The 24,376-nt window shown below is 43.4% G+C and carries 27 protein-coding genes; all 27 read right to left on the reverse strand.

The features are described 5' to 3' along the window. Positions 1–11 precede the first annotated feature (11 nt). The 27 genes from PSH41_RS17015 to PSH41_RS17145 all read right to left on the reverse strand — a co-directional run bounded on the left by PSH41_RS17015 (position 12) and on the right by PSH41_RS17145 (position 24,358). Positions 12–509 (reverse strand): type II secretion system protein, encoded by a 498-nt coding sequence (locus PSH41_RS17015; RefSeq protein ID WP_273589634.1) that lies wholly within the window; start codon positions 507–509, stop codon positions 12–14. A gap of 4 nt (positions 510–513) precedes the next feature. Continuing rightward, positions 514–957 (reverse strand): competence type IV pilus major pilin ComGC, encoded by a 444-nt coding sequence (locus tag PSH41_RS17020; protein ID WP_273589666.1) that lies wholly within the window; start codon positions 955–957, stop codon positions 514–516. A gap of 21 nt (positions 958–978) precedes the next feature. Further along, positions 979–2,166: a hypothetical protein gene (locus PSH41_RS17025; protein WP_273589633.1), complete on the reverse strand. Its 1,188-nt coding sequence runs from the start codon at positions 2,164–2,166 to the stop codon at positions 979–981. A gap of 131 nt (positions 2,167–2,297) precedes the next feature. Then, on the reverse strand, positions 2,298–3,932 hold the full coding sequence (locus PSH41_RS17030) for a GspE/PulE family protein (RefSeq protein WP_273589632.1): 1,635 nt from the start codon (positions 3,930–3,932) through the stop codon (positions 2,298–2,300). A gap of 9 nt (positions 3,933–3,941) precedes the next feature. Then, positions 3,942–4,646 carry a hypothetical protein gene (locus tag PSH41_RS17035; RefSeq protein ID WP_273589631.1) on the reverse strand — a complete coding sequence of 235 codons (705 nt, stop codon included), beginning with the start codon at positions 4,644–4,646 and terminating at the stop codon, positions 3,942–3,944. Further along, a complete protein-coding gene (locus PSH41_RS17040; protein WP_273589630.1) occupies positions 4,643–5,905 on the reverse strand; it encodes a hypothetical protein in 1,263 nt (420 codons plus the stop codon). The genes PSH41_RS17035 and PSH41_RS17040 overlap by 4 nt, the downstream gene beginning before the upstream one ends. Positions 5,906–5,913: 8 nt before the next feature. Then, on the reverse strand, positions 5,914–7,434 hold the full coding sequence (locus PSH41_RS17045; RefSeq protein WP_273589629.1) for a hypothetical protein: 1,521 nt from the start codon (positions 7,432–7,434) through the stop codon (positions 5,914–5,916). A 12-nt stretch (positions 7,435–7,446) separates the two neighbouring features. Beyond that, positions 7,447–8,025, reverse strand: a complete 579-nt coding sequence (locus PSH41_RS17050; protein ID WP_273589628.1) for a hypothetical protein — start codon at positions 8,023–8,025, stop codon at positions 7,447–7,449. Beyond that, a complete protein-coding gene (locus PSH41_RS17055) occupies positions 8,022–8,792 on the reverse strand; it encodes a hypothetical protein (protein WP_273589627.1) in 771 nt (256 codons plus the stop codon). The genes PSH41_RS17050 and PSH41_RS17055 overlap by 4 nt, the downstream gene beginning before the upstream one ends. Positions 8,793–8,950: 158 nt before the next feature. Continuing rightward, the gene (locus PSH41_RS17060; RefSeq protein WP_273589626.1) at positions 8,951–11,815 is read right to left on the reverse strand and encodes a conjugative transfer ATPase; all 2,865 of its coding nucleotides are present in this window, start codon (positions 11,813–11,815) and stop codon (positions 8,951–8,953) included. Then, positions 11,805–12,176, reverse strand: coding sequence for a hypothetical protein (locus PSH41_RS17065; RefSeq protein WP_175079793.1), 372 nt, complete (start codon positions 12,174–12,176; stop codon positions 11,805–11,807). The genes PSH41_RS17060 and PSH41_RS17065 overlap by 11 nt, the downstream gene beginning before the upstream one ends. Next, positions 12,139–13,509, reverse strand: a complete 1,371-nt coding sequence (locus tag PSH41_RS17070; protein ID WP_273589625.1) for a hypothetical protein — start codon at positions 13,507–13,509, stop codon at positions 12,139–12,141. Before PSH41_RS17070 ends, PSH41_RS17065 begins: the two co-directional genes overlap by 38 nt. Then, the gene (locus tag PSH41_RS17075) at positions 13,500–14,297 is read right to left on the reverse strand and encodes a DUF3438 family protein (RefSeq protein ID WP_273589624.1); all 798 of its coding nucleotides are present in this window, start codon (positions 14,295–14,297) and stop codon (positions 13,500–13,502) included. Before PSH41_RS17075 ends, PSH41_RS17070 begins: the two co-directional genes overlap by 10 nt. Positions 14,298–14,299: 2 nt before the next feature. Continuing rightward, on the reverse strand, positions 14,300–14,905 hold the full coding sequence (locus tag PSH41_RS17080; protein ID WP_273589623.1) for a PFL_4703 family integrating conjugative element protein: 606 nt from the start codon (positions 14,903–14,905) through the stop codon (positions 14,300–14,302). 2 nt (positions 14,906–14,907) lie between these two features. Beyond that, positions 14,908–15,294: a TIGR03750 family conjugal transfer protein gene (locus PSH41_RS17085; RefSeq protein ID WP_257327060.1), complete on the reverse strand. Its 387-nt coding sequence runs from the start codon at positions 15,292–15,294 to the stop codon at positions 14,908–14,910. Continuing rightward, positions 15,294–15,659: a DUF2976 domain-containing protein gene (locus PSH41_RS17090; RefSeq protein WP_273589622.1), complete on the reverse strand. Its 366-nt coding sequence runs from the start codon at positions 15,657–15,659 to the stop codon at positions 15,294–15,296. The genes PSH41_RS17085 and PSH41_RS17090 overlap by 1 nt, the downstream gene beginning before the upstream one ends. Before the next feature lie 21 nt (positions 15,660–15,680). Beyond that, the gene (locus PSH41_RS17095) at positions 15,681–15,896 is read right to left on the reverse strand and encodes a hypothetical protein (protein WP_273589621.1); all 216 of its coding nucleotides are present in this window, start codon (positions 15,894–15,896) and stop codon (positions 15,681–15,683) included. Beyond that, on the reverse strand, positions 15,880–16,182 hold the full coding sequence (locus tag PSH41_RS17100) for an RAQPRD family integrative conjugative element protein (protein WP_257327063.1): 303 nt from the start codon (positions 16,180–16,182) through the stop codon (positions 15,880–15,882). The genes PSH41_RS17095 and PSH41_RS17100 overlap by 17 nt, the downstream gene beginning before the upstream one ends. Positions 16,183–16,403: 221 nt before the next feature. Further along, entirely contained in the window at positions 16,404–17,144 is a 741-nt protein-coding gene (locus tag PSH41_RS17105) for a TIGR03747 family integrating conjugative element membrane protein (protein WP_175079801.1), read from the reverse strand. Next, on the reverse strand, positions 17,144–19,234 hold the full coding sequence (gene traD / locus PSH41_RS17110; protein ID WP_273589620.1) for a type IV conjugative transfer system coupling protein TraD: 2,091 nt from the start codon (positions 19,232–19,234) through the stop codon (positions 17,144–17,146). The genes PSH41_RS17105 and traD overlap by 1 nt, the downstream gene beginning before the upstream one ends. Then, entirely contained in the window at positions 19,231–19,818 is a 588-nt protein-coding gene (locus PSH41_RS17115) for a PFL_4695 family integrating conjugative element protein (protein WP_273589619.1), read from the reverse strand. Before PSH41_RS17115 ends, traD begins: the two co-directional genes overlap by 4 nt. Further along, positions 19,731–20,204: a transglycosylase SLT domain-containing protein gene (locus tag PSH41_RS17120; RefSeq protein ID WP_273605100.1), complete on the reverse strand. Its 474-nt coding sequence runs from the start codon at positions 20,202–20,204 to the stop codon at positions 19,731–19,733. Before PSH41_RS17120 ends, PSH41_RS17115 begins: the two co-directional genes overlap by 88 nt. 28 nt (positions 20,205–20,232) lie before the next feature. Next, positions 20,233–21,042, reverse strand: coding sequence for a hypothetical protein (locus PSH41_RS17125; RefSeq protein WP_273589617.1), 810 nt, complete (start codon positions 21,040–21,042; stop codon positions 20,233–20,235). Further along, positions 21,024–21,266, reverse strand: a complete 243-nt coding sequence (locus PSH41_RS17130) for a hypothetical protein (RefSeq protein WP_273589616.1) — start codon at positions 21,264–21,266, stop codon at positions 21,024–21,026. Before PSH41_RS17130 ends, PSH41_RS17125 begins: the two co-directional genes overlap by 19 nt. Beyond that, entirely contained in the window at positions 21,263–22,102 is an 840-nt protein-coding gene (locus PSH41_RS17135; RefSeq protein ID WP_273589615.1) for a hypothetical protein, read from the reverse strand. The genes PSH41_RS17130 and PSH41_RS17135 overlap by 4 nt, the downstream gene beginning before the upstream one ends. Continuing rightward, entirely contained in the window at positions 22,095–22,526 is a 432-nt protein-coding gene (pilL2, locus tag PSH41_RS17140; protein ID WP_273589614.1) for a PFGI-1 class ICE element type IV pilus protein PilL2, read from the reverse strand. Before pilL2 ends, PSH41_RS17135 begins: the two co-directional genes overlap by 8 nt. Beyond that, positions 22,526–24,358, reverse strand: a complete 1,833-nt coding sequence (locus PSH41_RS17145; protein ID WP_273589613.1) for a DNA topoisomerase — start codon at positions 24,356–24,358, stop codon at positions 22,526–22,528. The genes pilL2 and PSH41_RS17145 overlap by 1 nt, the downstream gene beginning before the upstream one ends. Positions 24,359–24,376: the final 18 nt, after the last annotated feature.

Genomic DNA, 24,376 nt, shown 5'->3' on the forward strand with positions numbered 1-24,376 from the left:
CAAACTCCTGCTTAACACAATGGCGTACCAAAGGCTTCTCTATCCAACTGCTTACGAACCCCATCAGCTGTGCGGCTAAAGGTACTATTTGCCGTCCATGTAACGGTTGAACCGGCAACCGTTGCATTTTCTGAAAACCCAGCAACGAAACCGGCATCGGTGGCATTATTAAAAACGACTGAAACCCGCAATAGCGGGTTCCTTGGTCTGATTCGGTCAATTACTAATTGGTAATTGCCTCCCCAGGGATTGTTGAACCCCCCGCCAACAAGGATTCCTTCAGCTCTCAATCGAGCTTCTGTGATGGCGGGGAAAACAGCTTCAGTGCAGTGGCGATGATAGTATTGATTCATGGATTCAAGTAAAAGTTGCGCGTCTTGATCTAACCGTTTTGCGGTAAGGACCCTGCCATTTACTTGACTAAACGAGCTTGCCCAAATCAACATTCCCGCACCGATAGCAATGGTGATAAGTAGCTCAATTAACGTAAACCCACGAACCCGTTTCATGACGTTACCCCTGGAATGTGACCGTCAGTGTTGTACCGTTGAAATCGGCATTAACCGCAGATGTCGCATAGTCAGCGGCAAGTTGCGCTCCAATATCAGCATTTTGAACACCTGTCGCTGTAACCGTGTAACGTGTAGCATCTGCCGCATCTACCGCGATAGTGTAGTTACCACCCCAAGGGTTACGTGCAGTACCGTCAGCCATACGATCAGATACATAGCCTTGGTCATCCAAAACAGTCATTGAAATTCCGGTGAACACATTGTTTCGCTGCTTATAGAGCGAAGCGCCGTTTTGAATTTCACTAATTTGCGCTCGCGTCTTAGCTGCATCACCGATACCAAACATTTGTGCCAATTGAGGCCAGAAGGTAATTGTCAGACCGACAATCAACACCAACACAATTGACAATTCGATTAGGGTAAAACCCTTTTGCTTTTTCATCATTTTCACCTTTCGGCTCCTTACTTATCGATATGACATATTAAATAGAGAAGAGATAACGCCCATAAACGAGCTCACCACCATCAACAATGTCAGAGACATTGTTATCCAAAGAAAGAAAGCCACGAATTGACGAGTCCCTATAAGCGCACGAACCGCTTCATCCCCGCTCCTATCCGCTGCAATCGATATTGCAGACTTCTTTCTATCCTGATCTGGTGAATTTGCAGCGTTCCGCAAACGAAACATGAGGCGCTTACTCAACAAACCAGAATTTAGTGCTTCACCCAAATCACTTTCACCAAACTGTGTTTCGCGAATAATGTGATTTAAGTGATGAACCATGTAGCCATTTGAATTACGCTTGAGCTCAGTCGCTGCTTTATGAAGGTTGTAACGAGTCTCTACGAGAATCCCCAACGTCTTCATCGTTTTCATAGCTGCAAAGTTTTTATAAATGTTCAAAGGAAAATACCCATCAAGAGACAGGCGCATTTTTGACGTATTGTTTGAGACAAAATGAAGTCCCGCTATAAACACCACCAACAACGCCAGAAGCATGTAAGGCCACATCGCCTTTACCCATTCGCTAAAACCAAGCACAAAACGAACTGAAAACGTCATTTTGTCCGGTGGCATTAGATCAGAGAATTGAGGTAACACGAACAACCCCATAACCATCATGAAAGCGATAACCATAAAAAAATATGTCAACGGTTGTTTTACTGGCTTCCAAAATTCCGATTTTGCTCTTTTGATTTCAGCCTCTTGCTTCAGGTACTCATTCACTACGCGAGTTAAGGCCTTTGAACCGGCTTGCTGTCCCGCATCAAAAAGCGTAACCACTTCAGGATCAAACCAATCCACCATACCTTCACTGATAGACTGACCACGCTTCAATGCATCATAAATAGAGGTCGCAGCATTCACTTCTTGCTGCAAGCGCTTATCACCCTTACCAGCATCCATAATTGAACGACACGCCTGACTAGGGCTACACCCATCGTTTAGCCAGCTAGAAAAATCCTGTACAAACTCAAATTGGCGTTGCTTACTAAATCCCCACGTTCTGAAAAACCGCTTTACACGGTCCCAGGTCTGGTAATTTATGCCAGCGTACTCAAGTACGATTAACGCACCACGCTTAACAGCATCTTGTATTTGCTCTTTAGACAGCGCCATAAAAGCCCCCATTAATCTCAATGAACCCATTGTAAAGCGCCTTTTTTAAGAATGAGTCGGAAAAACAGGGGTAACTTTTGGGGGGTTTTTCTGAAGACAAAAAAAAGCGGTCAATTTGACCGCCCTTTGCCCAAAAAATTTTAAAAATTAGGCATGCCTAATTATGATAAGGCAGGCTCTAATCCATTATTGACGAATTCAACTTCTGGATACTTAACAGCTGCTTCCTCTGCAAAGAGGTTTGTAACATGCTTCACAGCTTCATACGGGTCAATAACTCCCTGCTCTATCCGCATACGAGCTCGCGCAGCCATACCCTTCCAACCATTATCCAACAGGTGTTTCTCAAGGGATGCAAGATCATGGTTTCCAATATATTCACGGCATTTATCGTCAAACATGATCAACTCAGCAATAAGCACCCTCCCCTTAGTGCCAGTACCACCACAATGCTTACAGCCATCCTCACTTTTAATATATGAGTTTGTAAACCCCTCTACCGACTTCTTCACTCTGCACTTAGGGCAAAGCGCCGGTATCAATCGCTGGGCAACGATACAGCGAAACAAGTTACGCTCGGCAAGCACTTTAGGACTTACACCTTCATCGATTAAACGACTAATACCACCAATCGCATCATTGGTATGAAGCGTTGAAACCATCAAGTGACCAGTAAGCGCAGACTTAATAACAATTTCGACCACTTCTTTAGATCGCATTTCACTGATACCAATGATATCAGGGTCTTGACGAAGGGCGTTTTTAAGATGATCAATAAAACCTTGCCCTTTAATTTCTGGAAATACCGGTTTTTGCACCGTATTTTTACGCTTAATTCGATACTCAACAGGATCTTCAAGTAACAGAATTTTTCGCTCATCATCTATCGTTTCATACAGCGCAGCTAAAGTCGTAGACTTACCTGAACCAGTTGGGCCAGTAAGCAAAATTATCCCTGTGGGCGCTTCAGTAGAACGGATAAGCATATTGCGAATATCACTGTCCATCCCAAGGTCAGAAATGGTCTTCTTGGCTTCCTGAGACGTTCTGATTACACGCATTACCGTGTGCGGCCCTTCAAGCGAACCACTTTTAGAGGTACGAAGATTTATTTTTTCACGTTTAGGCTTCTGACCGCCTTTTGGATCAGGAACTTCAATATTCATATAGATCGAGACATCAGCCATTTCATTGTCATCTGTCACAGAGCGATAATCCGGCGACTTTGTATTCAGACCAGCGGCGATAATTGAGATAGCTTGCTCTCTTCCCAAGGGAGTGCTTTGACTAAACAAACCATCAATACGAAATACAGCCTCCGCACGGTCCTCATAGACATAAAAATGAATATCTGAAGTACAGGTTACTACCGCCTCAGTAACAATATTTTCCAAATCCTGCAACGCCGCACTATGCGTTTCGTCTGCTTCAGACTTTTCGCCTTTCCCTTTTTTTGAATTCGCGTCATGCAAGATGGCGTGAATATCTTTAGGGTGCGAATAAATTACGTATACATTACCGATTGAATGCTTAGACGATAAAAGCGTTTCGATATTTTGAATTTCCAAAGACTTTCTATCGTGAGCTCGGCGCGTAGTCATAATCAACGCAGTTTTGTCAGTGCCAGGAGGAACAATAACAGCAACAAAAACTGTATCTTCATCTTCTTGGTCGCCACTGCCCTCATAAGCCATACAAACATCCAAAAGAGGCTTGAAAAAGCGATAGCCATTGTCTTTAAATGTGTTGTAGTTTAACTGGGCAGCGCCAGAAATAACTTCTTTTACTGTAGCCATAATGCACCTTTAGTAAGCATAAAGCGTGACTTCATCAGAGCCTTTCATAAGCACCACTTCATTTGATGAAACGCTCTTCACATCGACTTTACCAAAAAGGGTATACCCTTCCTTAGCAGGCACATTTCGGTCGCCATAAGCGAGACGAGCAACATAGTCAGGCCCCTCTTTGATGATTGCTCTTAAAGCAAAATCAGCAAGGGTTATTTCCTTCTTAATATCACTCAACTGGCTTACCTGTTGACTGATTGGCGCATTACCTTGGTAAAGGTTTTGGCCTGCTTGTGTATCAACTGATCCTTTTTCTGCCTCTCTCGCAAGCTCGACATCAATTTGTCCACGTTTGCGACTCCAAAGATCTGCATCGTATTGAGCTTTTGCCTCTTCCGCACGTTCTTTTGCGCGTCGAGCTCGTAGTTCTTGAATACGATAGGACTTAGCTTCAACAAGAAACGTAAACGCTTCTTCTTGGTTAGGGGAATTAGCCACTATTTGCCTCGCAAGCGAATCAATGCTTTGAGAAATATGCCCCTTATCAGGCACTCTCGCCACCGATTTCACTTGAGGCTTGGACTCTGTTGCCCTTGTTGCTTCAGAGTTGTTTTTAGACGTAGTAACGGCACTTCCAGCATTACTATCGTAAACCCGATAACCTATTGCAGTTGACAGAATGACCGCCGCACCTATCGCCAATACTTTGGTACGCTTGTTCATAGTTTCTCTCCAAATACTGATATTTTTAAGCCGCCAGTAAAGCGCTCATTGTCGATGATGTATTGACCGGCATTAGGGTCTGCACTATCACCACCGATACTTACAGGCAGGTTTTTTGTTATTGCGCCCAAGGTCATTAAGTCTTCTTTGTATATGCCCCTGAACTGAAACATGAGTTCCCGTATCGTCCACTTTGTATCTGTGCCTTTAGGCACATCACGAATAAAAGTAAGTTCTGCCCCAGGAATATATTCATTCACCGCATCGCGAAGAAAATGATGCACCTCTTCAACGTTGTACATTTTCACTTGGCTTTCATCTGTAGTCGTGACGTTAGCGCCAAGACCTAGCAAAACAATTTCATTGGGATCAATCATAACGTGAAGCCCATTTTGTCCTGCAAAAGCTTTAAGCGTTTCAACATCGCCATTTTCAGTAGACATCATGCGGTAACTCACTTGGCCTTTCGTATGCGTAACCTTAGTGACTGTCCAGCCAGGTAACGTCATTAAACCAACATGAGTGTTATAATCCTGTGCCATACGATTCAGCACTTGAATTACATCAGAGGACATTGCTTGATAAAACGAAGCATAAGGGTCTACAACCACTGTTTTTTCAACGGTATCGCTTGTTAGCGAAGCAAGTTGATTCACTCCCATAAGGACGATACCAACAATACCTAAGTAAAGAAGCCACGGCCTGCGACTCTTAATCTTAGACATCGCATCACGCTCAGCTAAAAAAGAAAATTCTTCAGTAGGCTCAAGCTTGTCAGTCAAAGCAGCTGACAAGTTTTCAATACGGCCACTAAAGACATTCTTCGCTTTTTCTAACACCCCATTTTCGAGAAACTGGTAGTTGATTAGCTTTACATTTTCAAGGTTGGCTGACCCCATAATAGATTCGAGATCAGCTTTGATATCTTCTGCTTTACCAACTTTGTCTCGTTTGATGTTTCCGTCACGAACAATCACGATAACGTTATGTTCGTCGCTAGAACGCTCAACATAAACAACATCGTTCATGCCTGCCTTCAGGCAATATGAGTGAAACCGTGCGGCAAAATCATACCCATCACGCTCAGACGTATAAGCAGCGTGAAGAGCATCACCGGTTGAATAGACAGACAGATACCGAAAATCTAATTCCTTCGCCTTTTGACGAATTTTTTCTTCTCTTCCAGCACCTTTAAAAGTTGCCCTGAAGGGCTGAAATATCCAGCGATGTTCTTCTTTGGGGCTCGTATAAATTCGCATTCGACCCCCTACTGGAACACAATTCTTGGCGTGATAAGAATCAGCGTTTCCTTTCGGCTCTTAGTGCCACCAAGCTCACCGCCTAACGCCACAAATCCACCTGTAGAATTTTCTGTATATTGGTTTTTATTATCACTGCTACCAGAGATAAGCAGTGTTTGACCATCTTTTACAGCAAACTTCATAAACATATCTGAAAAGCTTGTTTCAGGGGCTTCAATGGCTTTATCGCCGCTTTCAATACGTCTAAACTTTCCGTTAGTGAGATCTGATAAGAACGTAGATAACTGGATAACAACTTTGTCACCTACATAGTTAGGCAGCATATAAATTGTGTCACCGGTTTTTAAAATACCTGGCATGAGATTGTCTTGTGAACCGACATTCGCAGTAGCTGTACCGCCACTTTGCGCTAAGTACGCAAACTCACCACCTTGGGATAATTTTGTTACCTGATTGTTCAAGCTAACGACTCGACGGCTTTTAACCGTTGTCACCGCGCCGTATTGGTCCAGCACATTAAGTAGCACCTGAGAACCCGCATACTTTCCCGTTTCCTGACTATAACCAAGAATTGTCGGAGCTAAATCGTTATCTACTAACGTGTTGAAGGCTGTTTGAAGTCCAAACACTCCCCCAGTAGCTAAGTCCTGCTTAATAACATTCCAGTTGATACCGCGCTGATCACCTTCATTTGAAGTGAATTCGATAATCTGAAAGTCAACCGCAACCATCTGAGTGATTTTATCGTTTCCACGCTTTAGGTAATCGGCTATAGCCGAGACATTATCAGGGTAGTCTTTAACCACCACAGTAGACGTAGCTTGGTTAATGACATATCTCCCCTCTTCGCTTTTTAAAAGCTCAAGAGTGGACTTCATATCTTCCCAAATTGAAAGACCTTCAGTAGAGAAATTGATATATTCGTCCGAACTGGAAAAACCCGTATCCGTGACAACGGTGTTCATCCCACCCCCGCCGTTTGCATTAGCTGAGCCGGTTGAATTCTCTTTAGCGCCAAACAGGTATTCTGTTTGCCCAGCGATAAAAGACACATCGAATTCTGCTGTTTTAAACTTGCTCCACGTAAGCAAATCACCGTCAATTTCGTATGAATACTTAGTAGCGAATGAAATTTTATCCAGCAAACCGCCAATAGTGCCTTTATGCACTAACGAAAATCTGCGACCTTTATCCAAACTATCTAGGTAACGAATGTTTACACCTTCACGCGCAAGCACATCTCGCATAACTTCTTCAAGCGTATAGTCAAGGTATGACCCTTCTGCTTTTTGAAAGAACCACTGAGGCTTGTCCTGGTCACGCTCTTTCAATTCAGGTACATAAAATTCATCTGAATACCGAACGTGGGGTAATTCCTGTTCATTGACAGCGTATTCATACGCTTTAGCTACAACAGCCTCACCTTCCTGTTTTACTTCTTTGAATGATGAGACAGAGGAAGCACAACCAGCCAAAAATATAGCCGTGGCCGTGGCTGTAATGATACTGAGTTTAAATTTTTTCATTATTGACCCCTACTACAGCTTTTTAACGATAACGCTGCCATTACCCTTGAAGTCAGCTACTAACTTATAAGGCGCAAGCACAGCATTAATGACGTGATCTAATGAAGCACCGGACAATGTGTGACTGTTAGGCCACATGAAATTGTCAGAGGCTTGCCACTGAATATCATCTGTAGAATCGATGAGACGGTGATGCATAAGCAATTCGACAAGTTGAGGCTTCAACAACCCTTTGCGAAGATTAAAATCAACAGCACCGGTTTCCGGATAAAAGCGATAAGGACCGTCTGTAACCACAGCTGGCGGCGATGGTTTATCGCTATCTTCTACAACGGTACGAAGACTTGGTTGAGTAATGTCATTATTTGACATTGAATAGACCTCAACACTTTCGCTGGCTTCAACAGGCGCAACCGTAGGAATTTGTGCTACAGCAACAACCGGCTTTTGGTAAGCAGCAGCCACTTTAGACGTAACAGTGACTGCATCCTGATCCAAGAAATCCGAGGAACGGACAACACTATTTTGTGCCGCAACCGGCAATGCAAAACCTAACGCCATGACAAGGCTGGCAACTTGCGAACTTTTCATAATATTTTCCCAATTAAATCTTTTTTCCAAACCTTGACCAGTCGCTCACCGGCCACTACTTCATAGTCACAACCTGGCATTAACTCACCTATCACGTCATCGAGAAGCAATGAAACTTCAATACGAGACGCAACTTTCTCAAGCGTGACTATCTGGATATCGTTAAGATGTACGTCAGAAGGCTCCGGTTCTTCGCCAATAAGCTGCAAAGACCACCCAAGCGCTTCAAGCAAACTTGCTGTTTGCTGCAAACCGTTAGAACCTACAGGTTGCAAATGACGCATAGTTGGAACGGCCATAAACAAACGCTCATCAGATGAACGGTAGATTCCATTAGAGCCATCTACCCACGAATAATCGCCGTCATGCATATAAGCCTTTTCAAAAGCACCCCAGTTTTCCGCATGATAGATACCAACACGGTCGCGCTGTTCAAAACGCTCCAATGGCTTTACAAGCACCCTATAATCAGCATCAACGTCTACAGCATTTACAATGGAATAAAGACGCGACACAGCCAGAGTAAAGTCTTCTTGCTTATTACCAGAGGCTACAACAACGACCACAGGGCGTTTTTCGTATCCGGCCAACACACTATTTAATCGCTCTGTGAGCGCGTATCGATTGTTAAATACAGATTGACCCGCATCGAACTGTACAAATATGTCTGCGACTGGATGCACACGTTCTTGGTGTACAGAGGAACACCCTGACACCAGTAAAAACGCTGCACAAACGCAGAGACTGAGCTTTTTAAGTTGTTTCATGACTCCACCCGACTTTTTTTGATGATGCCATTTTATTTGTGTCAACAAAGGTTTGCTGGGAAAAGCTAGGGGAACTTTTAGGGGGTTTTTCTGAAGGCAAAAAAAAGCGGCCAATTTGACCGCCCTTTGCCCAAAACAATTTCAAAAATTAGGCATGCCTAATTTTGTTCTCGATAAATACCACGCGCTTTATCAAGAGCCTTAGCCACCATTTTCGCAGCGTCCGTCTCAGAAATACCATGCTCATCCATGTATTTACGGCGCTCTGCCTTTTGGTGTGATTCACTCATTGCCAACGCCAATGTAAGGCTAGGCGGCACTGCCCTGAATATTTCAGCTAATCTACTACTAAGCACTACACCTTCGGTATAGCAGCGCTCTTGCTTCTTGGCACTGGCAAGCAAGTGTTTCTGTTCGTCGGTCAGTTTTTTAAATCTGGCAACCTCCTCAACCTCTTGAGGCTCCAAAGCCAAACAAAGCCACCATTCAAACAATGACAACATAACTTCCGCTTCATTTGGGAAGTCAGCCATATTTTGCGTTGCTAACCAAAGCCACGCACCTAATTTACGCCACATCTTAACGATTTTGACAACACCTGGCGCAAGCAATGGGTTTTTGGTTATCAAGTGAGCCTCATCCGTAAGGAAGATAATAGGCCTACCGGTTTCCTGATCACGCTCAGCAATATCATTCACGTTGTTCAGAATTGACATATAACTAACGGCCAATTCAGCTTCACTGTTATCTTTAACGAATTCAGCTAAGTCGATATGAGTAAAGTCACACTCCGGCCACAAGTCACCTTCACGGTTGAATATTTGCCCAGCTAAACCTTGCGTGAACTTACGCATTGCAGCGGCATATTCATAAAAGCGTGTTCGGATATCCTCTGGAACCGTATCATCTTGCGATACATTGTAGATATGCTCAGCAACGTCTTCGGTGATAACTTGATTACGGCCTTCATCCCGACACGCTTTCGCAGCTTTGAGAATCGCTTCACGAATTAACTGCTGATCACCTAACCGGATACCCTTGGCAACATCTTTGTTGCCACCTGAAACCATAATGCGTGTGATGATTTCCATTTCGCCCAGGTAATCCTTTTCATACTCCTGACCATCATCATCATCATCTTCATAATCAGGGCTTAACTTTCCTGTCTCGAAGTCTTGCATGACTTCCTCAACAACATCTATATCCGGTGTAACCGTCGTTCTACCAAATAATTCCTGCTCTTTCTCTTCACGCTCAAGCGCTTTAAGAGCATTAGCAAAAGGAGGGATAATAGTGTTTTCACCAGAGCGCATCCTAACCTTGTGAGTCGATACCCCTGACTCTTTTAGATACTCACGTAACATACCAAATGAGTTACCGGCTTCTACAAGAAACACCCTTGCATTATAAATAGACATCAAGAAAAGGAGCATACCGGTAATCTGTGCCGACTTACCCGCACCCGTAGGACCAAACAGGCATAAGTGAGCATTCTTAGCTCTATCCATAGGGTTTAAAGGATCAAAACTCATTGGCTCACCGCCACGATTAAACCACAATAAACCAGGATTACCAGTACCTTTACCACGCCCCATGATAGGTGCAAGGTTAGCAATATGTTCTGTGAATACTAAACGCGAACGGCGGCGCTGCTGCTCTTTTGATGGATCGTAATTCATTGGCAGATTCTTAATGTAAGAATCAAGAATAATGGGATCATCAGCATCATCGAGCGCATTTAAACCCTCAAGTTGAAGAAGCGATATCACGTCAATTTGGTTTTGTCGTAATTGCTCTTCATCTTCACCACGGATATAAAAACACATTTCAACCGGATACATAGGGCTATCATTTGCCAACCTATGTTTAGCTTGCTCTACTTCAGCTTTAATCCGGTTAATTTTGGCGCTATCCCCTTTAGCCTTATCTTCAATTTTATCGATACGTTTTTCTATGACATCTGAAGGCGTAATAACGACTTTCATCGACATAACTGTGCCTTCAGGCATACGGTCGAAGAGTGCGGAAATATCCTTACCGTTTTCCTTTGGCGCTGACATAGCCCCAATTTTTGGTCTACGGCGAAGATTTTGAACTGTGATCACCTTATGAGGCAGGCCATCGAAATACCAGGTTCCCGATTCATTGTCGCTTTCCGGTGGTCGGTGTAAAAGACTTTCAGCAAAGTCATGACCATATGGCAGATCTTCATTGTCGGTATACGGCAACTGCTCTAACAATTTATCTGTATCGCCGCCAGTGACTTCAGGGCGAGGATTAAACCAACGGAATAGCCACTCATAGAAGTTTTTACCATCAACGCGAAAGCACTTAACACCCGATTGCGTCAATGAACTTTCGACTTTTTGGCGTACTTCATTAAGCTCTTGAATGGGCGTTCTACCTCTAGGTGGACTTCCGTTACTACCGTAACGACGATAAAACACCATTCGGTAGGTACGTACTGAGCCGCGCCAGTTAACCCCAGTTACAGTATCGTCGTGAAATAGGCCACCTTCTTTACATACATCTTTTAGATGTTGCTCCATAACAGGAAGATACTCTTTAAAAAGGGGACTTTCCGTTACTTGAGGGTTATCTTTGCGAATATTGGCGGCATACTCACGCACGGTTTTGGCAAAAAACGAGAGTGAAAGCACGTCACTTTGGTAAAATTCAACAACCCAAGGATTTTTTTCATGTTGGGGGAAAACTTCATTCAAAAACGATTTAAAGTTATCCCTGATACGTGCTAACTCGCTTAACATCACGCCTTCGGCATTTGTCGGAAATATATCGTAAACGGCTGCTACACTGCGCTCATCACTAAGTAAGAAACACTCATCTTCTGTGAGATACTCAATCCAAGGTAAACGGTCGGTAAAACTACGGCGAACAGAATACATTTTTTCCATATCGCCTTCAGTTACCATTTCTTCCGGTTCCCGATCATACAATTTGAAACTATCTGCAATCATGCTGGCAGACCGCTTCAGGTTACTACTGATTTTCTTAGCGAACATTAGCTACATCCCCCACTAAACCGTACTGTACTTTTTCATACATTGGAAAACGCACTGTGTAACCAGGAACAATAACACCAAGGCGAGTAGACCGATGCGGATAAATAAACATTTCCAATTCAGGATTTTGTAACCGGCGATAAGCGTATTCGCCTACTGCTTTGTAGTTGATATCATTTTCAAGTGGGCGGCTAATGCCTACAGCTCCCGCCCCTTGAGAAACATCAGCACCTTCCCCGACCATATGATTTTCATAATTTTGCTTCATTGTCGGTCCCTCTTTTGCCATTTCAAAAGGGGTTTTGCTCGCGCACCCAACGGTGTTAATCAAGAGCAGTAATAGGACTGTAATTTTCTTCATAACTGACCTTTCTGTTTGTCGGTATGTAATCAATAGGTACGTCTTCAACGAACAATAAAGAAACCTTTTCACCTGGCGGGACGTAGATGGCTTCGTAGTAATTTTCATATCGCTCAGATAGCATTTCACCGGTCTTGTTTAGACCTCCTGAAGCAAAGCTTCCAGCTGCTAATTTACCCGCATTGCCAGTAAGCCCTATGCTTGTGCTATTACCTGAAGAAGTAAGCGTTTGTTGTTGCTTTGCAATTGTTTCCGCATAATTTGAAAGGCCAGCGACTACACCTTGGGCTGTGATGTACTTACCCACATCATCAACTTGAACACCTTTAATGCATGGATTTCCCCAACGGTCGCCAAGCTCTGCAATTGGCTTTTCATACGTGCCTTTCTGGTTATAAATCCGGCCATCTTCAAAATTAAATGTCACGCTAGTAACACGGCCCCTAACACAACTGAAAGCCATATCACCAGTACCTACCCCGCTTACGATTGCGTTTGCAACACCTGGCATCGTATGACCGTTTGCCATCAACGTATCGCCTGACAGCATCACTTGAAAACGGAATGGATCATGCGTTTGACCTTTACGCTCAATCCGACCTATTAATGCGGTGAGAGCCGTTGCATTATGAATAGAGCTATCAGAATGGATTGTGGCGTATGGAATCGGCTTCAATTCCTCTTCCAGCTTTGCTTTAGCTTCAGCTGCGCTATCTTTAACGTTATCCGCAAAGTCACCCGCCTTACGACTGAAAGCACTACCGTTACCTAGAAGGCCATCAATAACACCATTACCTTCATCTGGTGTAAATCCAACCGGATAGGCCCACTGGATTTCTTCTGAGTTCTTGTTTTTACCCTGTGAAGTAGAACCGGTATTCACTTCAAAAGCATCAGCGAACGGCATTTCATTATCAACATTACCGACACTATTAGGATTAACAGTATTTTCAGCGATGAATTTTTCTTTAATGGCCTTTGTTCTGTCATCGATAAGCTTTGAGACTTTATCCAACAACGCTTCTTCATCAACGGTGTCGCCGGTATTGTTCTTAGATGAGTCAATTATTTGTTGAAGATCATCTTTTGTAACTGCGTTATCAAGCGACTCTTTGATACGCTTTTGCTCCCCCTCAACAGTAGAAAGATATGCAGACATCGCGGCAATCGCCTCATTTTCAGTCTGCACCGGTTTACCAGTACCTTTCTCTGACTCTTTCGGTGATGTTTGTACATCTGATTCTTCTTTAGAATCGGTAGCCAAAAAATAAATAGGGATGATAACCATTAAGGCAGCTAAACCTTTAACGATAGGGTTTTGCTTTATACGCATAACAACTCCCTACTTTGAACAGCAACATCAAAGGGCTTTTCACTTAATAGATATACCACTGTAAAATCTTTTCTATGACCAGCTGGCATAGCTGACTTGAACTGAGCGGTAGCAGAGTAAAAATCACCTCTAATACGACAGGGTTCAAAGATTACAGCCTGTGTAGAAACATTGATAAGTTTCAACGCTGTTACGTACAAGCCCCCACCGGTCCAACTTGCTAAAACTTCAGACTTGAACGCACCACCGCGATAGAGATTGGCCATTGCACGTTGTTTAACTACAACTCTACGGACCCCAGGGGTAGGCTCAATAAGCTCAGCAGATGGCGCATACAAGCTTTGGGAAGCGAACTGCACCAGATCCATAGGTGTTAATTGAGGCGCTTGAATTGGTAAACGGCTACCACCTACTACACCTTGCTCTGGTTCATTTTTTGATTCATTGATATGCACAATCAAATCATCACCAGCCTTAGCAGCCCCTTCAGACACTGAGGCCTGAAGGACATAAAAACGACCGCTATCTAAACCTTGCAGAGTAAGCTTTTCTGTAAACTCCGTAACCGGTGTTATATACAGCATGTTATCAATCAAGGAATGCTTGAACTGCTCAGCGTAACGCGCTTTTACTGCAAATCGCACTTTTTCAGGGAACGTAACCTTTCGCTCTACATTTTCTTTGAGCTCAACGCCGATTTCTTGCCCTTGTTCCCACTTCACTCGTTCGGTGGCATACCCACCAAACGAGCAAAGCATAATGATGAAAGTTAACAGGAAACGAATCATGATTAATTTAACCTCTTCGGCTGACCCTTCATGCCATCGATAGCCAATCGCCAAGGATTTTTCTCTCTATCAACATCGTACTGAGTCACAATCAACGGGTAACGCATTACAGCATCACGGACAACCTTGCCACCAATAAGCTCACGCTCAACGACATCAAGATAAACAATCCAGGTATTGTTTCCTAAAGGGACTACTTTACTGTCTGAGTAAGCGCCATACTCAGAGATACCACGCACTTTACGGCGGTTATCTGACTCTTTAACTTTCGCTAAATTCATCAGCTGTGGACGATATGAATCAGTAACGAAGTAGCCGTATTTACGGATATTATCTTGAAACTCAACGGCGCAATCTTGCTCACAGCGATTCAATTGCTGATAAACGTTGTAAGCGAACGCATAAACTTCATGACGTTGGAATTCATTGACCTTAACCATTCCACCTCGCGATAGATCTGGTGGAAAATGACACTCAAATTCTTTAGGAAGTGTCGCTAACAGCCAGTGAGCATGCAGAACCAGCCCCAACAGGATTACTGCAAAGATCGTCAGGCCACGAATAACCTTATCTTTGCGGTCACTTTCTTTAATTGCTTTACTTTTCATATTCACTGTTTTGAAGCCCCTCTACTGCTTCGCCCCAAACTCCATTTGGTGCTTTCACAAATAAAATTAGGCTTAGCTAATTTCTTAGCCACAAGCCAAGCGTGAAGGTTATGTTCAACATAGCCAGAAGGCTTGCCGCGCCTTGCTTTCTCCATCCACCCAGCAAGGAAATAAACCACTATCATCGGGATAACAAAGACGAAAACGATCATGAGCATCGGAAAGCCACTTAACATTCCAAGTAAGACCCCAATAGGCGAACCTATAAAAAGGGATATTAAGAATACGCTCTTGATCTCTCCATCCGTCAGGCCCTTGAATACAACCGGCTCTTCATTAATGAAGTCGCCGGTAAAGCTATCTGTAAAATCGCTTTCGTCCTGTTTCATTAATCAACCCACGTATCAGCCAGGTTGAACAGAATGATACCCAATGTTAACAGCGCCAAGCCGCCAACTACGTGACCAGCAAGGTCCATCCAGCTACCACGCTCATCAGAAATATCGTTATATTTCTTCATAGCGCCTTTGATGATGAGGATAGCGAACCACGCTGTCATACCGATAATGACCACCTGGACAAACTTTTCCATTAACCACATCAGCATTTCAGCGCCGTCTTTATCATCTGAACCATCTGCAAAATCGTCTGTAGTTGGCATATCTGCGCGAACTTGCCATGCAAACGCCATCAATGTCCAAAAGGCTAATTTAGATTTCTCCGCCATCGCCTTGAATACCTTAATAACTTTCATTGTTTACCTCTGTATTTGAAGTTAATTGATTACCGTAAAAACCCCAGTGGCGACCGCTACAGCGATGACCACATCAACCAAAACGTCAAGCGCTTGCATATCACCTTCTATCAAGCGCGTGTAAGATCCTTTCAGAACCACTACGCAAAACAGACTGACTACAAACGTCAACATCCACTCAATGAATGCTTTCAACGTGTCAGCATCCATCCCAAAAGTTTCACTGAATATTTCCATATTCTGCCTCTAGGGGCTTGAGCGCCTTTGGTTGACGAGAAGGCCCATTAATGTGTCTTTCAACTGCCTTTTGAACAGCGTCAAGATCACTTACAAGAGCCTCATAATTGAAAGCTTCTGTATCGTCGGCACGACGAAGCTCACTTATCTGAAGCACATCATGCTTCAAATATTTCAGCTCACTCGCAATTCTTGCCAACTCAGCCTTCTCCTTTTCAGTAGAGGCATTAGCCGAACCAGCAAAAACAGCGAGTAAAACCGCTGAAACCATCAATATTTTTTTCATATTGCACCCCGCAAATATCACTTGAGGGCATTGTAAAGGGGTTTATTTCCGGATGTACTCGAAAAGCTAGGGGAACTTTCAGGGGGTTTTTTCTATACCGCTGCAGCATAGTCATTTTCGACTATGTTTTGTGGCCATCATAGACACATTTAACTATGCTCGATACAAAAAAGCCCCCGTATTGGAGGCTTTTAAAATTAGGCATGCCTAATTTTGATTCGTTAGAAGTATTTCTTGTAGTTAGATGCCGTTAAATGTAATGCATAGCCGAACATTGCAGCAAACGGCACAACTATTAGCGCCGGATTAATACTGTTAGGCCATGACAGATAGATAACAAAACACAACACTACTGAAGGACTGATAAGCTTAGTTGAAAGCTCAAATTTGTCTGTACTTTCTCTACCAGCTCCCCATTTTCTCAAGTCACGTTGCACCAACCCCGTCACAAGCCCAACAACTGCAAATAGTATGTAGGCCGGTATCGAAAGGAAAAGAACGCAAAGCCGCAACAATACAACTTTGATTATCGTGTAAGCAGATACAAAGTAATTCCACGCCCACCCTTTTTCTTGATTTGACTTCCGAATGTAATCATCAATACCTATGGGGCGGAATATATAATCGTCCGTCCATGTAATGAGCTCACCCGCAACTTTCACAGGAGCAGATCCCATCAGACTATCTTTGAAATGCTGATTAACATACCCTGCTTCGGCTCTAAGCATGTTTCTTGAATGATCAACACCCATACCAGGTTGAAAATCAGCAAATGAACACACAGTCGTTCCTGGGCCGTCATCACAATGCCAAATTAAACCCCATTCAACCAGAATAGAAATAATCATTGTCACCATCACGGTAATTGGAAGCGCCATGACAAAAAGAACAATCTTGGTAAACACACCATGACGTTTTGTTTTGTCTGCCTGCCGTTGCTGTTCTGACTTAGCTTTAGCCATTATGCTGCTTCCTCCCACCAAAGTTCACCAGTGCGATAGCGCTCATTCATATCCGCGCATATATCGACAAGATTTTGTGGAAGCTCAATATCCCCCTTATCATCAAATAAAGGCAACCGTACTTTGAATAGCTGATTACCATTCTTCAGTACAAATGCGTGACCTTTAGGCAAGCTCGTAACATGGTAAGGCTCTACCATTGGCACTTTATCTTCAGATATACGATCTTGGTTTTGGTCATCGAAGCGCCCTACACCAGTGCCATCTTTCTTGCTTGCCCCCGAAACCAATGTGGCTTCTTTGACAGGTACTTTCGGCAATCGACTCGTAAGTAATGAAGCTGTTTCCTCGTTCTGCACCCTCATCATAATAGTGGTATTAAAGTTACCTATGATCTGCATTGATTTAGGGTTGCCGGTAGTGCTACCAAACTTCGCATCGATATCCTGTAATGTTTGGGTATACGCACATATCCGGACACCCGCCCCGCCAGATTGGTTAACCATCGGAACAAATTCATCACCAACCAGGGAGTTGAATTCATCAGCGTGAAGGTAAATCTCAGGGAATTTGAGTTTCTTACTCCCATCGAGTGAAGGAAGGCCAACGTCTTTACCATGTTTGTACATAAGGCCTGCGTTTGAAACAAGGTCATTAAACATCGCATTACCTACGGCAGTTGCTACTTCCCTATCAGTCAAACCATCAAGGCCAATATATACAATACCTCTTCGCTGTATCACTTCACGCCAGCTCAGAATTGGGCGCGGATCTTCTTCATTGAAGTATTCAGGACTAAGCAGCTTACCAATTTTATCCGTATTCATTTTGTCCAAGAACGGAAGCAAACTGGCAACCAGTTTTTCGTAGAATGACCTTTCATAGTTACTGGCAAGCAGCAGCTGGCGTCCCAGGTTATCTTTAGGCAAAAGTTCTTTCATCAGGTCGATGATTGCAACCGTAGTTTTGGTTTTACCTTTGCGCTCTACCATAGGATGCTTATCACGTACCATTGCGGCACGTTCTTCGATTAGTGATTCAGGATCATCATCAACAGCAAGTAGGGCCTTTTTCGCGTACAGGTAAAGCAAATCCTCTAAGTCCTGAACGTAATGGTTGATGTTATCAATTGTGGGCCTTACACCAACATCAACTAAGGCGCGAGCTACTACATTAACGAAACGCCAGCTGAAAGCTTTGAATGCAGAAGAGTTACCTTCATCACCAAGTTGAGCAGTAGTTTTACCAGCAACTTCAGTAATGCGTTGGAACTCACCTACAGGGTTATATCTGCATGACGCTTCAGGATAACCAAGATGGAAAAAGTAAAAATCATCTTCTCTACCAGCTCGTTTCGCTTCCACGTACATCCTACGGAATAGCTCACCATCGCCTTTAGGGTCTATAACAATTACACAATTATTTCCACGTCGAATATCACCGGCCACCAAAACTTCTTCCAGCCGAGTTTTACCCACACGGGTCGTACCCAGCACAATCGCGTGACCATTTCGCTCGCCCAGGTCCCAGTACGTTTCATTTTCCTCATCAGCACCAACACCATGTATTGCAGCTGTACCGCCGATATCTGGATAAGGAGTCAGGTCAAGTAACTTTAAAGGATTGTAGGGAGATTGGTTTCTGAGTGCCTTCGCAATCATAGAAAGTCCAAATGTATTTTCCCAATTGACCTCTTTACGCCTTGCCCACTCATAACGTGCAGGCGGTTTAGTGTAATCCTCATTTTCCGGTTTGGTCGTGTCATAGAGGCGTTGAGTATGAATGGATTGCCATCGATACCCTTGTCCCAAAAAAGACTTCGACTTTGAAACAGGGAGATCAGCAGGTTTTATAGAGTAAGGTTTTAGTGTTTTGATATTCCTTTGGTATTTACTAAGGCGCAACGCATCATCTAAATACTTATAACCTATATAACTAAAGGCACTAGCACACGCATAGGATACCGGCTCTGTCATCATCCAATAATAAGGGGCAGCAACACTTAATCCAGCAGCTACACCCGATACCGTTGCCGCATTATATTCAGCAATTGGTCTTAATAAACGCTCGATAGGATAGTCATTACTCATTGCCAAACCCCCGTTGAAGTAACCAAAAATGGATAAGCGCCTACCTTCAGCTCTTTACCGATCCCATCACCAGAAGAAGGTACAAATTTCAAACCTGAAAACTCAGAAGAGAACGCCTGTAATTGTTGGAACGATTCAGCTTCAACAACATATATAGGAGCATTGAGCTCTGCTAACTTATCAAAACGAAAACGCAGCCATTTGATAGATAAAGGGTCGGTCCCAACAACAGCAAAGGGTTGAACTGTCTTAGCTTCTTGAAATTTGAAGCCCTTCATTACACCTGGCTGCATATTGCTTGGGACAAGAGGAAAGAACATTTCACGCGATATACTGTTTCTTGCTTCCCTCAGAAGTTTTGACGCTTTTTCGGCATCAACCTTAGAATCTCTGAAGCTCAAATTAGTGTAATATTCTTCAGCAGGCTTCGTTTTACCTACCGTTGCCAATTCGGTCAACTGTGAGGCATTAACCGACGATACGGCGCTTAATAACGCTAGAACGAAGACAGTACCGCTGAAGCGTATTTCTTTGCTCTTACCTGATTTGAAGGCGAATGATAAGCGCCTATTGCGTATTCCCATGACTTACCTTTTTTTAAATCTTTTAGATGGTTAGCGGCATACTGAATGTTTGCCCTTGGGTCCATTAATGCGCCGACAGACGCGAATTCTTTTCCATGCCAATACCAATTAATCTGACACATGCCTACGTCGAGCTTTACGGGCTCAGTCCCATCCATCAGTTCAAGTTCTGCATAAGCCACTGCGCTATGCTTAGTTTTAAACCACAATCCTTTTCCACCAATATTTAGTGTCCAAGGCCAAGGCTGACGCTTGCCGTTGTGATAACTTTGGCTTTCGTGCGTACATACCGCTTTAATAATTTCGGTAGGTACACCTGTTTCATTAGACACCGATTCCAAAAGGTCATTAAAGCTTGCCATCGCTGGCAGTGACAGACTGATCATTAAGCAACAAACAACCTTCCGGAACATGCTAATCAAACTCCACAAACGGCACTTTGCTCACTTCTTTTTTTGCAGTATTCAATGTCACAACACGACTTTGATTAACATCAGCAGCGTTAAGACCACTATCTACTACACGAGCTTTAGCCCATTCAATAATCTGCTCCTTTGTTGGTTCGGCAACAAAGTGGATATCAAGGCCGGAATATTTGCCCGATTTGAGCAATTCATACTGGCGCTGGTACGCTTCAACACATCCATCGCAATTGCCAATAGCAAGGTATAATTGCGCTCTAGGCTTACCCTGTAAAAGTTCATCTAATGATGGCTGATTGTTTGCGGCACTGAATATGTCAGACATATTGGATTTAGCGACCGGCGCATTCATATTCGACACCGCATAATGAGACGTTTCAGGATTTTTATACGCAAACCTTGGCACACCAGGGAACGCACGTTCCCACGCTTCATTTACTTCAAGTTGCCAACTGATCACCTTGATATTGTTTTCAAACTGAATTTGAACCCACTTATCTGCATAGCGCTGTTTATCTATTTCAGACTCACTTTCAAGCGCCAATGCGAGTAAAGGGTTTTTATCCAGATCAGGCGTAAAATAAGCGCGGGGGGATTTTAAGATCTGCTTATAACGCTCATATTCTTTTTCAGTTAGCTTCCACTGTTTTGCATGAACAATATCCGCTTTAGTTAATGAACTTTCCGTTACCGCAGTATCAGTTTTTTTGGTCGGGGAAGGCGACTCATTAGACTGATTAGCAAATACACCCACACTGACCACTAAAGCAATAGCAGAAACACTTAATCTGAACGCTGACATAAAGCCCCCTCTTGAAGATAAACCCGCTCAGAACGCTCAACGCTAAGATTTGCAACGCGACGATATTCTTTCGATGCATCACATTCCGGATATGGATTTGAAACTGAGGCCTGTAAAACATCAATACGATCATCTACAGCTAAAGTAGACTGTTGAGTATCGTAACTCGACGCACACCCGCCCAAGGTCGCTACTGACAGCAAAATTAAACAAATACGCTTCATAGCATCACCTCTTTTCTATTGCCCTCAAAATGCTCGAATAGAGCCTTATGCTCAGAAATTTCAACTAAGCGCCAACGGCCAACAATGCCACCGACACGAAGGAAACTTGTTTGATCAGGTGCAACCTTTTGAGCAACCGTTAAGAAAACGTCATCACCCCATACGTTTTTGCTATAAACAACGATAGGAAATTCCTGAGACGCTTCTTTAACATCAACACCAATTTCTTTTAGCTGATTAGAAATACCACCTAACCACCGCTGATTTTCCTTAACGTTATTCGTTAACGTTTCGTCATTGGCCTCGCGCCTCGCTACTTCCATTTCAAACTGCTTTAGCAAAGCATTTTGATTTTGCATCACCTTAATTAACGAATCCTGCTGCTTATTCAACTGACCAGCAATAGCGCCAACCTCTTCAGCAAGCATAACCAGTGAGTCATTAATACCCTTTAACTGTTCGGGAGGGATATCAGCTTGAATGTCCTGCGTTTGTGTATCAGTGTTATTCGCGTCATTACCAGCCATCATTGAACTACCGGCTAATGCTGGATCGTTAATTAAAAAATCACTTCCAGAAGGACTATCCATAACGTCATTTGAAACAACCGGCACAGGCGGCTCTTCTACAACCTGTGGTTCTTTTTCAAAAATACCTAAGTGGTTAATGGCGTATTGAATCCCAAAACCAGCGACACCCAGCAAGGCCACTAAACCAACCACAAAGCCAATAGGAGGCTTTTTCTTGCCAGCCTTCGGTTTATCTTTGCTCGCACCTTCGAGCTCCGGTAAACCGTCTGCAACGGCTTCTTCTTGTTCAATATTTCTATCAGTCATGGTTCACCAAACCTTTGTATTCATCTTTTAAATCAAATGTGTAAATGCGACGAAGTGGATCTTCAACAGGCACGTAATACTGCCCTACCAATACTTGCAGAACAGTTCGCAGAGGCATTAGGGATAGCTTGCGGTGTACCTGTGGCAATGGACGGTCAAGCGTAATGCCAAGCGCCTCATCGTTTGACTTATCAAGTGCCAGTACCCAACCAGAATTCATAAGCACAAAATTCACTGCATCACGCACTGTTTTCACACTTGGCGGGAATGACAATTGGATATTGACCGATAGCGGGTCAATTTCTTTAGCTTCCGGTGTAGGTGTAATTAATGTATACCGGTCAGTGACTACTTGTTCCGCATGCACTGAAGCGCTCAGAATTGCTATTCCAAACGCTATTGAAGTTAGAACCTCATTTTTCATTATTTGATCTCCGAAAATACCTGGTGCAATTCACTGACCGCACCACGAACAAACTTGGCTTGAAATTCAACGAATTTATCAGTTGTTATTTGACCTTCTTTGATAGCTTGAAAGCCACGTTCCCACAGCGCTGAATTTGCAGGCTCTTTCATTTGTTTAGGCACATGGACCATATATTTTTCAAACCAGCGGGAGGGCTTCAATTGGCGCTTTTCTTCCATTAGAAGGCCTGATTTAATAAGGTCTTTGATTATCGCGGGACGTGTAGCCACAGTACCAATACCATCCTTATCACTAAGCAACTTTTTCAGCTCAGCGTCTTCGACTTCAGATGAAATATTTACCATTGCCTTCGCTAAGGATGATTGCGTATAACGTGACGGTTTTCTTGTGGTTTTCTCAACAATGCGAACTTCTTTAACACCGACTTTCAAACCACGATTTAATGCTGGCAACTCAGGTAAGCCAGCCTCATCTTCACCTTCTTCAATAGAACGCCAGCCCAAGGATTTAGGAACATTACAAGTAGCTTTACAGGTGAGATTGCCGAATTTGATACCTACATTCGTACTTTCGTATACGTAATCCGGCAAGAACTGAACAAGATAACGCTTCGCTACCATCAAGTAGACGGCTTTTTGCTTATCTGTCAGACGTGAAAAGTTAAGCGCTGTTACCGTTGGGATAATCCCATAATGCACTTTAACTTTATTATCATTCCACGCCTTTGTACGGCGCTTCAGATCAAGCTTATCAGATAGAGAACTGAAGGCATCCAACTTGACCAAGTGCGTGACAGTTTCACTGATATCGTCAGCTAGACCACTGGTTAAGTAAGGTGTATCTGTTCGCGGGTAAGTAGTTGCGGAATTTGGCTTATCGTAAAGTGACTGTGCAATTTCTAACGCTTCATCCGGACTGATATTATACTTCTCACAGGCCGATTGAAGGGATGTCAATTCAAAAGGCAAAGGAGGTTGCTTACTCTTATCCTCTTTCGTAAGGGAGTCAATCACTCCTACCTTTTGCGCCTTAATGTACTCTACCGCTTTTTCAGCATAGCCTCGCTCAAGCAACCGGCCATCAACTAATCCGCGCTCAGGAATTTCCCAGGACACCGTAAACTGATCACCACCCTGCGTATAAACATCTACTTCAACCTCGTAATATTTCACAGGCTTAAAGTTTTTAATTGCTTGCTCACGCAAATACACCAGCATTGCAGCTGGGGTTTTAACACGACCAACAGGGAATGCCTTTTTAAAGCCACCGGATGATTCAAGCTTTTGAACAACCAATGTCATAGCCATTGTAAGGTTCATGCCCACAACCCAATCTGCCATTGCTCTCGCTTGGGCAGAATGATACATCCACTCAGTTTCCCAACTAGGTAATGGATTAGCGAACGCTTTAGTTAAGGTTTTTTTATCTGTAGAACCGTAAAGCACTCTAAATACATCACCTTTATATGAGGCAAATTTGAGAATATTTCGAGCAATACACTCACCTTCTGGATCAGGGTCCGTAGCGATATAGACTTCTTTCGCCTTTTTCAATAGGCCCTTAATAACACGCCACTGTGCTTTAGCTTTTACATCTAAAGCATATTTGTACTCTTCAGGCACTACCGGTAATTTATCGAAGGCCCACTTCTTCTTTAGCTCAGGCGTATAATGCTCTGGCGGCTGCAACTTAAATAGATGCCCTCTCGCCCAGGTAACAGCAACGTCACCATTCTGGTAATATCCCTGCTTCTTATGAACAGGTGACATCCCCAAAAACTTGGCAACGTCCTCACCCTGGCTAGGTTTTTCACAGAGATATAATTTCATTTCTGCACCACATAAAAA

It is taken from the genome of Pseudoalteromonas sp. CST2 (genome assembly GCF_028599385.1).
In the GTDB taxonomy this organism is placed as follows: domain Bacteria; phylum Pseudomonadota; class Gammaproteobacteria; order Enterobacterales; family Alteromonadaceae; genus Pseudoalteromonas; species Pseudoalteromonas atlantica.

Excerpts from the sequence above, each read along its gene's own strand:
- PSH41_RS17090 (WP_273589622.1), bottom strand. The coding sequence starts at position 15,659 with ATGAAAGTTATTAAGGTATTCAAGGCGATGGCGGAGAAATCTAAATTA.
- PSH41_RS17055 (WP_273589627.1), bottom strand. The coding sequence starts at position 8,792 with ATGAAACAACTTAAAAAGCTCAGTCTCTGCGTTTGTGCAGCGTTTTTA.
- PSH41_RS17065 (WP_175079793.1), bottom strand. The coding sequence starts at position 12,176 with ATGAAGAAAATTACAGTCCTATTACTGCTCTTGATTAACACCGTTGGG.
- PSH41_RS17095 (WP_273589621.1), bottom strand. The coding sequence starts at position 15,896 with ATGGAAATATTCAGTGAAACTTTTGGGATGGATGCTGACACGTTGAAA.
- PSH41_RS17025 (WP_273589633.1), bottom strand. The coding sequence starts at position 2,166 with ATGGGTTCATTGAGATTAATGGGGGCTTTTATGGCGCTGTCTAAAGAG.
- PSH41_RS17080 (WP_273589623.1), bottom strand. The coding sequence starts at position 14,905 with ATGAAAAGTAAAGCAATTAAAGAAAGTGACCGCAAAGATAAGGTTATT.
- PSH41_RS17060 (WP_273589626.1), bottom strand. The coding sequence starts at position 11,815 with ATGTTCGCTAAGAAAATCAGTAGTAACCTGAAGCGGTCTGCCAGCATG.
- PSH41_RS17130 (WP_273589616.1), bottom strand. The coding sequence starts at position 21,266 with ATGAAGCGTATTTGTTTAATTTTGCTGTCAGTAGCGACCTTGGGCGGG.
- PSH41_RS17035 (WP_273589631.1), bottom strand. The coding sequence starts at position 4,646 with ATGAACAAGCGTACCAAAGTATTGGCGATAGGTGCGGCGGTCATTCTG.
- PSH41_RS17085 (WP_257327060.1), bottom strand. The coding sequence starts at position 15,294 with ATGAAACAGGACGAAAGCGATTTTACAGATAGCTTTACCGGCGACTTC.
- PSH41_RS17115 (WP_273589619.1), bottom strand. The coding sequence starts at position 19,818 with ATGGGAATACGCAATAGGCGCTTATCATTCGCCTTCAAATCAGGTAAG.
- PSH41_RS17120 (WP_273605100.1), bottom strand. The coding sequence starts at position 20,204 with ATGATCAGTCTGTCACTGCCAGCGATGGCAAGCTTTAATGACCTTTTG.
- PSH41_RS17050 (WP_273589628.1), bottom strand. The coding sequence starts at position 8,025 with ATGAAAAGTTCGCAAGTTGCCAGCCTTGTCATGGCGTTAGGTTTTGCA.
- PSH41_RS17135 (WP_273589615.1), bottom strand. The coding sequence starts at position 22,102 with ATGACTGATAGAAATATTGAACAAGAAGAAGCCGTTGCAGACGGTTTA.
- PSH41_RS17105 (WP_175079801.1), bottom strand. The coding sequence starts at position 17,144 with ATGGCTAAAGCTAAGTCAGAACAGCAACGGCAGGCAGACAAAACAAAA.
- PSH41_RS17070 (WP_273589625.1), bottom strand. The coding sequence starts at position 13,509 with ATGCGTATAAAGCAAAACCCTATCGTTAAAGGTTTAGCTGCCTTAATG.
- PSH41_RS17015 (WP_273589634.1), bottom strand. The coding sequence starts at position 509 with ATGAAACGGGTTCGTGGGTTTACGTTAATTGAGCTACTTATCACCATT.
- PSH41_RS17040 (WP_273589630.1), bottom strand. The coding sequence starts at position 5,905 with ATGCGAATTTATACGAGCCCCAAAGAAGAACATCGCTGGATATTTCAG.
- PSH41_RS17045 (WP_273589629.1), bottom strand. The coding sequence starts at position 7,434 with ATGAAAAAATTTAAACTCAGTATCATTACAGCCACGGCCACGGCTATA.
- PSH41_RS17145 (WP_273589613.1), bottom strand. The coding sequence starts at position 24,358 with ATGAAATTATATCTCTGTGAAAAACCTAGCCAGGGTGAGGACGTTGCC.
- pilL2 (WP_273589614.1), bottom strand. The coding sequence starts at position 22,526 with ATGAAAAATGAGGTTCTAACTTCAATAGCGTTTGGAATAGCAATTCTG.
- PSH41_RS17020 (WP_273589666.1), bottom strand. The coding sequence starts at position 957 with ATGATGAAAAAGCAAAAGGGTTTTACCCTAATCGAATTGTCAATTGTG.
- traD (WP_273589620.1), bottom strand. The coding sequence starts at position 19,234 with ATGAGTAATGACTATCCTATCGAGCGTTTATTAAGACCAATTGCTGAA.
- PSH41_RS17030 (WP_273589632.1), bottom strand. The coding sequence starts at position 3,932 with ATGGCTACAGTAAAAGAAGTTATTTCTGGCGCTGCCCAGTTAAACTAC.
- PSH41_RS17075 (WP_273589624.1), bottom strand. The coding sequence starts at position 14,297 with ATGATTCGTTTCCTGTTAACTTTCATCATTATGCTTTGCTCGTTTGGT.
- PSH41_RS17125 (WP_273589617.1), bottom strand. The coding sequence starts at position 21,042 with ATGTCAGCGTTCAGATTAAGTGTTTCTGCTATTGCTTTAGTGGTCAGT.
- PSH41_RS17100 (WP_257327063.1), bottom strand. The coding sequence starts at position 16,182 with ATGAAAAAAATATTGATGGTTTCAGCGGTTTTACTCGCTGTTTTTGCT.